Origin of the sequence: Actinokineospora spheciospongiae, assembly GCF_000564855.1 — a bacterium.
Classification (GTDB): Bacteria; Actinomycetota; Actinomycetes; order Mycobacteriales; family Pseudonocardiaceae; genus Actinokineospora; species Actinokineospora spheciospongiae.
The window spans coordinates 1-5951 of record NZ_AYXG01000143.1; the positions used below are offsets into that span (position 1 = coordinate 1).

Consider the following 5951-nt stretch of genomic DNA (forward strand, 5'->3'; position numbering starts at 1 on the left):
CGCCATAGGGGCCCCGGCCAAACACATCCACCCAGCCGGGCACCCACGACAAACAACCCGGACTCGCAAAGGCACGGCCGAGCACAGCCACCGCCCAGGCACCACACAGCTTTGCGGATTTCAAAGGCAAGCCACGAGGACCTAACCAGCCTCGACCAGGTGGGCACGAAGGTGCTCACGCCCATCAGTGGCGGCAACAGTTTCCCGCAGGAAAGCCGCGACCTCACCCGCGAAGCGCTCCGGATCGTCCAGGTGCGGGAAGTGCCCGCTCCCCTCGAACACCGACAGCCTGCTGTTGTCCACCTGTTCGTGCGCGTCGATGCTGTGCTGCGCCGGGATGCACACGTCCGCGTCGCCGGTGATCAGCAGCAGCGGGATGTGCTCGGTCAGGTAGAGCTTCTCGGTGGCGTCCAAGCGCTGGCCGCCGATGTCGAGCGCGGACCTGGCGGTGTGCACGAAGGCGGAGCGCGCGCCGTGGTCGGCTAGGGAGGTGACCGCCCTGGCGACCTCCTCCAGGTCGTTGCCCGCGATCGGCGGGACGGCGCGCAGCACCCGGTGCACCAGGTTGCCCACCCACTTGGGGGTGAGGGCGGTGATCAGCCGCAGTGTCAGGACGCTGCCGGGGATGGTGGCCGCCCGCAGCGCCGGGGTCACCTCGTGGCCCAGCCCGCCGCTGGCGACGAGCACCAGCCGCTCGGTCGCCTCGGGGAACTGGTAGGCGAACTGCATGGCCACCCCGCCGCCGAAGGAGTGCCCGATGATGGTGGCCCGGTCCAGGTCGAGGGCGACCAAGAGGTCGCGCAGGCCCGCAGCGTACGAGCCGACGGAGTAGTCCCCGCTGCGCGGTTTCGCGGACCGGCCGTGGCCCAGCAGGTCGGGGGCGATCACGGTGGCGTGCTCGGCCAGCAGCGGCAGGACCGGCCGCCACGTCTCCGAGTCGCCCGCCAGGCCGTGCAGCAGGACCACCGTGGGTCCGCCGGTGCCCGCCCGGAGGTAGCTGAAGGTGCGGCCGTGCAGCACGGCCTCGCACTCGGTCACGCCGTCGTCCGCGTCTTCGCACCGGGCCACGCCGTCGGCGACCTCGTCGGTGATGACCGGGACGGCCCGGACCTCCGGATCGGCGGGAACCTCGTCACGACCAGCCATGTCGGCAGCCCTCCACACGTCGACAACCACGCTTCCGGGTTACCCCGAATCGCCGACGATCACGCCTGGCGAGCGGGCGTCGACCGCCACAAGGTCGAGCGCACCGCCGCCCACCTGGGGGAACAGCGCACCGGCCGGGGTATCGGGATAGGCAAGTGGCCTGCCGTCGCTACGCGGCGCGCCGGTGGTCCGGACGGCCCGTGTCCGGGTGCATTCGCCGGTGACCCGGCGGGCAGGTGCGGTTGCGGACCCCGGGGGACGCGACCACCATGGTGCCACTGCCTTCGATCCGCCGGGAGTGAGGACTGGAGGTCCGCATGGCCGAGACGGTGGTGTCAGTGCAGGCGGTGGAGACCGCCGGGGAGACGGTCGTGCTCAAGGTGCGCGGCGACATCGACATGGCGAGCCGCGACAGCTTCCACCGATCCCTGTTCGAGCAGTGCTCCGCCGCCTCCGGGTGCTCGGTGGTCGTGGACCTGAGCGAGGTCGGGTTCATGGGGTCGGTCGGGGTGGCCGGTCTGGTGGAGGCCAAAGCCCGGTGCGCTGAGCGCGGCTGCACCCTGCGGGTGCTGGTGGTCGACAACCGGCCGGTGCTGCGCCTGCTGGAACTGGCCAGCCTGATGGCGCCGCTGGACGTCCACACCGACCCGTCGGGGATCACCGGCGGGTGATACCCCGACGGGCGCGGGTCACGGGCGGATGACGTCGCGCTGGCGCGGGAGCAGGGCGAAGCCCAGGACCGCCATGCCCACACCCAGGCCCAGGTGCAGCCAGTTGTCGGCGGAGTTCACCGGCACGAAGTTCGCCGCGCTGCCGTGGTCGATGGCCAGGCCGTAGACCCACAGCACCAGGTACACCGCGCCGCCGCCGATCAGGTACCCGCGGGCGCCCGCGGGGGTGCGGGCCAACAGGAGACCGGCGACTCCGAAGGCCAGGTGCACGAGGTTGTGCAGCACGGAGACGGCGAAGACACCGAGCAGCATCGCCATGGAGTGGTGCCCGGCGAAGGTCAACCGGTCGTAGTCGGTGGTGATGCCGGGGATGAACCCGAGCACCCCCACCAGCAGGAACACCACTGACACGACCACGGCCACCAGTTGCACCGGTGTACGCGAGGCCGTACCGCTGTTCGTCGTCGAGGACATCCGCGCCTCCATCGTCGAGAGTTCCTGTTCCGCGGGGGTTCCCAACCCGCGGCTCCCCCAAGCGCGGGATGTCAGGGGTGCAGAGCCGGGCTGGCGGGAACGCCACGGCCCTCGGACAACCCGCCCAGCAGTTCGGTGACCGTGGCGGCCGCGCCGTGCACGGGGTGCCAGTCCAGTTCGGCGGCGGCGCGGTCGGCGCGCATCAGCGGGATGGACAGGGCCAGGTCGAGCCAGCCCGGGGAGGTGGGCAGCACCCGGGCCCGCCACGCCAGGTCCACCGCCGCCCGGACGACCTTGGCGGGCACCCGCACCACCCGGCCGCCGGTGATGTCGGCCAGGTCCAGCGCGTCCACGGCGGGTTCGGCGGCTAGATTGACCGCGCCCCGCACGCCCCGCTCGGCGGCGGTGACAGCGGCGGTGGCCACGTCGTCGGCGTGCACGAACTGCAGCGCCAACCCGGCGGGCAGCGGCAGCACCGGCAGGTTGCCGCGCCGGGCCAGGCCCCACAGCGGTCGGGGCACCAGGGCGCCGATGAAGTAGCGGCGGATCTCGGCGGCGGCGTCGCGTTGCAGCACCAGCCCCGGGCGCAGCCGGGTCACCGCGACAGCGGGGTTGGCGGCCTCGAACCGGTCGAGCAGCGCCTCCACCGCGGCCTTGTCCTCGCTGTACATCGAGGTCGGCACACCCGTGGCGGGCCAGCTCTCGTCGACCGGTTCGAGCGACACCCGCGGCGCGTAGGTGCCCACGGAGGACAGGTACACCAGCCGGGGCACCCCGGCCGCCGCGACGGCCTCGGCGACGGTCCGGCTGCCCTGGACGTTGACGTCGCGCAGGTACTCCCGGTCGTGCGAGGGCTGGATGGCCCACGCCGCGTGCACGACCGCGTCCGCGCCGCGCACGACCTCGGTCAGCACGTCGGGTGCCGAGGCCGAGGTCAGGTCCAGGGAGTGCCAGGTCACCGCGTCGTACGGGCCGCCGCGGGCCGGTCCCCGGCGGGACACCCCGGCCACCTCGTGCCCGGCCGCCAGTGCGGCCCGCAGGACCGCGGTGCCGACGTTCCCACTGCCACCCACGACGACTATGCGCATGGGCCAGCGGTACCCGCCCCGCCGCGGCGCAAACGGGGGATCTGCGAGTCCGATGTGGACTCGGGCGACCCGGTCACGCCGTGGGGCGCGGCTTGGACAGCCAGGTGTGCAGGCCCGACATCACCCGATCGGGGACGAGCAGCGCGCTGAGGTAGGCGAGGCGGTTCAGCGGGGACCCGCCGATGACCCTCGCCCGGCCGGACATCATGGCCTCGAACGCCTGGGCGGCGACCTTCGCCGGGTCGTCCTTGGGCACGGACGTGGCCAGCCGCGTGGTCAGCATGTCCGCCTGGGCGAAGAAGTTGGTGTCGGTGGGGCCGGGCATCAGCGTGGTCACGGTGACCCCGGTGTCCTTCAGCTCGGTGCGGATCGCCCCCGCGAAGGTCTTGAGGAACGCCTTGGACGCGTTGTACACCGCCTGGTAGGGGCCGGGGGTCACCGAGATGACCGACGAGGTGAACAGGACCCGCCCGTGCCCGCGGTCCACCATGCCCGGCAGCAGCGCCTTGGCGAGCTGGACCGCGGAGCGGACGTTCAGGTCGACCCCCGCGAGCTGGTCGGCCATGGAGGTGTCGTGCACGAACGCCCCGCCGATGGCGGTGCCCGCGTTGATCGCCAGCGCGGTGGGCTCGCCGATCTCGACGACCCGCCGGACCAGTTCGTCGACGGCCTCCGGCCGGGTCAGGTCGAGTTGGACCGCGTGCGCGCGGGGCAGCCCCTCGGCGGCGGTGTGCACGGCCGCGTCTTCCGCGACCAGGACGACCTCGATGTCGTGCGCGGCGAACTGCCGGGCGAGTTCGAGGCCGATGCCGCTGGAGGCACCGGTGACGACGCCCAGCGGTGTGGGCACGTTTGCTTCAGCCATACCTCCGAACTACCCAGCAGCGGGCGCACCAACCGTGCGCCCGCTGTGGGTTCGCGGACAGCCTCAGCGCTCGACCACCCGGATCGTGCTGAGGTCGGAATCGGTCGGGTCGGGCAGGAACATGCCCGCCGCGTGCCCGCTGAGCAGGTAGTCGACCACCGGCTGGGTGATCACCTCGCCGGGGAGGGCGGCCGGGACGCCGGGCGGGTAGGGGCTGATGGTCTCGGCGCAGACGCGGCCGACGGCCTCGCGGGCGGGCACGTGGGTGGCGTCGGCGAAGAACGCCTCGCGCGGGGTCATGGCCTGCTCCAGCTCCAGTTGGCCGGGGTCGGGGATGTCGACCGGCTTGGCGGCTGGCAGGTCGTCGAGGTGGGCGACCAGGTCGGCGATGGCGGTGACCAGGCGGTCCGCGGTGGTCTCGTCGTCGGCGATGGTGATCTGGGCGGCCACCCGGCGGTGGTCGGCCAGGCCCACGTCGACGTGGTGGTGCTCGCGGAGCCAGTCAGCGGCGGTGTAGCCGGACACCCCGCAGTCCGACAGGTCCATCACGACCTTGGACGGGTCGTGGTCGTCGGCCCGGCCGGGACCCACCACGTCGTCGCGGCCCACGACCGTGACCAACGCGCCCAGCCGCTGCCGGATGTCGGCGTTGAGCCGCAGCGCCCGGTCCAGCAACCCGTGCCCGTGCTCGACCATCTGCCGCCGCCACCCGTCCAGCGCGGCGTACACCAGGCACGACGGGCTCGTGGTGTCGAGCAGGTCCGCCCGCATGCTGAGCACCCGCGGGTCCACCAGGTCACCCTGGAGCTGGTAGACCGAACTCTGCTCCAGACCCGCGCCCATCTTGTGCACGCTGGTCACGCACAGGTCCGCGCCCGCGTCCATCGCCCAGGACGGCAGGTCGGGGTGGAACGGCAGGTGCGCGCCCCACGCCTCGTCCACGATCAGCGGCTTGCCGTGCTCGTGGCACACGTCCGCGGTGGCCTTGATCGCCGCGCAGGTCCCGTAGTCGGTCGGGGTGATCAGCAGCATCCCCATCGCGTCCGGGGCGCGGGAGAAACCCTCGGCCACCTCGTCCGGGCCGGGCGGGTAGGCCCATTGCCAGTGCGCATCCCAGCGGGGGTGCACCCACACCGGCTCGACCCCGCTGATGATCAGTCCGGCCACGACGGACTTGTGCGCGTTGCGCGACACCAGCAGCTTCTGCCCCGGCCGGGCGACGGTGATGATGCACGTCTTGACCGACAGCGAACTGCCGCAGGTGGAGAAGAAGGCGTGGTCGGCGTCCACCGCCTCCGCCATCAACCGCTCGGCCTCGCTGAGCACGCCGCCGCCCATGGCGCGGTCGTCCAGCCCGCTCATCATCAGCACGTCCGAGCGGAACACGTCCGCCCCCATGACGTCGAGCGCCCGACTGTCCACTCCCCGTCCCTGTTTGTGCCCGGGTGGGGTGTACCCCAGTCGGTCCTTCCGCGAGTAATCGGCCAAGGCCTGCAACACCGGAGCACGCGATTGATCCATGCCGGACGTATGCCACGCGGCTCAGGGTGCCAAACCCCGGTCCAGGCCACCTTCTCCACAGTGGAGTCGGGCAGGCCGAACAAGACTGTCCGACGCGGAATTGTCCGCGGGCAATGGAACTCATGCACAAATCCGGCTGTACACGATGTGGTGCGAGCACAAAGCAGCGGGGGCCGACGGTGATAC

General features: G+C 72.1%; 6 protein-coding genes. 1 reads left to right on the forward strand and 5 read right to left on the reverse strand.

The window, feature by feature from the left end; translation table 11 throughout:
* Positions 1-141 precede the first annotated feature (141 nt).
* Positions 142-1146 (reverse strand): alpha/beta fold hydrolase, encoded by a 1005-nt coding sequence (locus UO65_RS19075; protein WP_084175874.1) that lies wholly within the window; start codon positions 1144-1146, stop codon positions 142-144.
* Positions 1147-1463: 317 nt separating this feature from the next.
* Here UO65_RS19075 and UO65_RS19080 point away from each other — a divergent pair, with 317 nt between their 5' ends.
* On the forward strand, positions 1464-1817 hold the full coding sequence (locus tag UO65_RS19080) for an STAS domain-containing protein (RefSeq protein ID WP_052021360.1): 354 nt from the start codon (positions 1464-1466) through the stop codon (positions 1815-1817).
* A gap of 18 nt (positions 1818-1835) precedes the next feature.
* Here the strand turns inward: UO65_RS19080 and UO65_RS19085 are convergent, their stop codons facing one another.
* The 4 genes from UO65_RS19085 to UO65_RS19100 form a co-directional block, all read right to left on the reverse strand.
* Positions 1836-2291 (reverse strand): DUF4383 domain-containing protein, encoded by a 456-nt coding sequence (locus UO65_RS19085; RefSeq protein WP_035284548.1) that lies wholly within the window; start codon positions 2289-2291, stop codon positions 1836-1838.
* A gap of 71 nt (positions 2292-2362) precedes the next feature.
* The gene (locus UO65_RS19090) at positions 2363-3379 is read right to left on the reverse strand and encodes an NAD-dependent epimerase/dehydratase family protein (protein WP_035284539.1); all 1017 of its coding nucleotides are present in this window, start codon (positions 3377-3379) and stop codon (positions 2363-2365) included.
* A 73-nt stretch (positions 3380-3452) separates the two neighbouring features.
* Positions 3453-4244, reverse strand: a complete 792-nt coding sequence (locus UO65_RS19095) for an SDR family NAD(P)-dependent oxidoreductase (RefSeq protein ID WP_035284540.1) — start codon at positions 4242-4244, stop codon at positions 3453-3455.
* 63 nt (positions 4245-4307) lie between these two features.
* Positions 4308-5765, reverse strand: coding sequence for an aminotransferase class I/II-fold pyridoxal phosphate-dependent enzyme (locus UO65_RS19100; protein ID WP_035284543.1), 1458 nt, complete (start codon positions 5763-5765; stop codon positions 4308-4310).
* Between the last annotated feature and the right edge of the window lie 186 nt (positions 5766-5951).

Excerpts from the sequence above, each read along its gene's own strand:
- UO65_RS19090 (WP_035284539.1), bottom strand. The coding sequence starts at position 3,379 with ATGCGCATAGTCGTCGTGGGTGGCAGTGGGAACGTCGGCACCGCGGTC.
- UO65_RS19085 (WP_035284548.1), bottom strand. The coding sequence starts at position 2,291 with ATGTCCTCGACGACGAACAGCGGTACGGCCTCGCGTACACCGGTGCAA.
- UO65_RS19095 (WP_035284540.1), bottom strand. The coding sequence starts at position 4,244 with ATGGCTGAAGCAAACGTGCCCACACCGCTGGGCGTCGTCACCGGTGCC.
- UO65_RS19075 (WP_084175874.1), bottom strand. The coding sequence starts at position 1,146 with ATGGCTGGTCGTGACGAGGTTCCCGCCGATCCGGAGGTCCGGGCCGTC.
- UO65_RS19080 (WP_052021360.1), top strand. The coding sequence starts at position 1,464 with ATGGCCGAGACGGTGGTGTCAGTGCAGGCGGTGGAGACCGCCGGGGAG.
- UO65_RS19100 (WP_035284543.1), bottom strand. The coding sequence starts at position 5,765 with ATGGATCAATCGCGTGCTCCGGTGTTGCAGGCCTTGGCCGATTACTCG.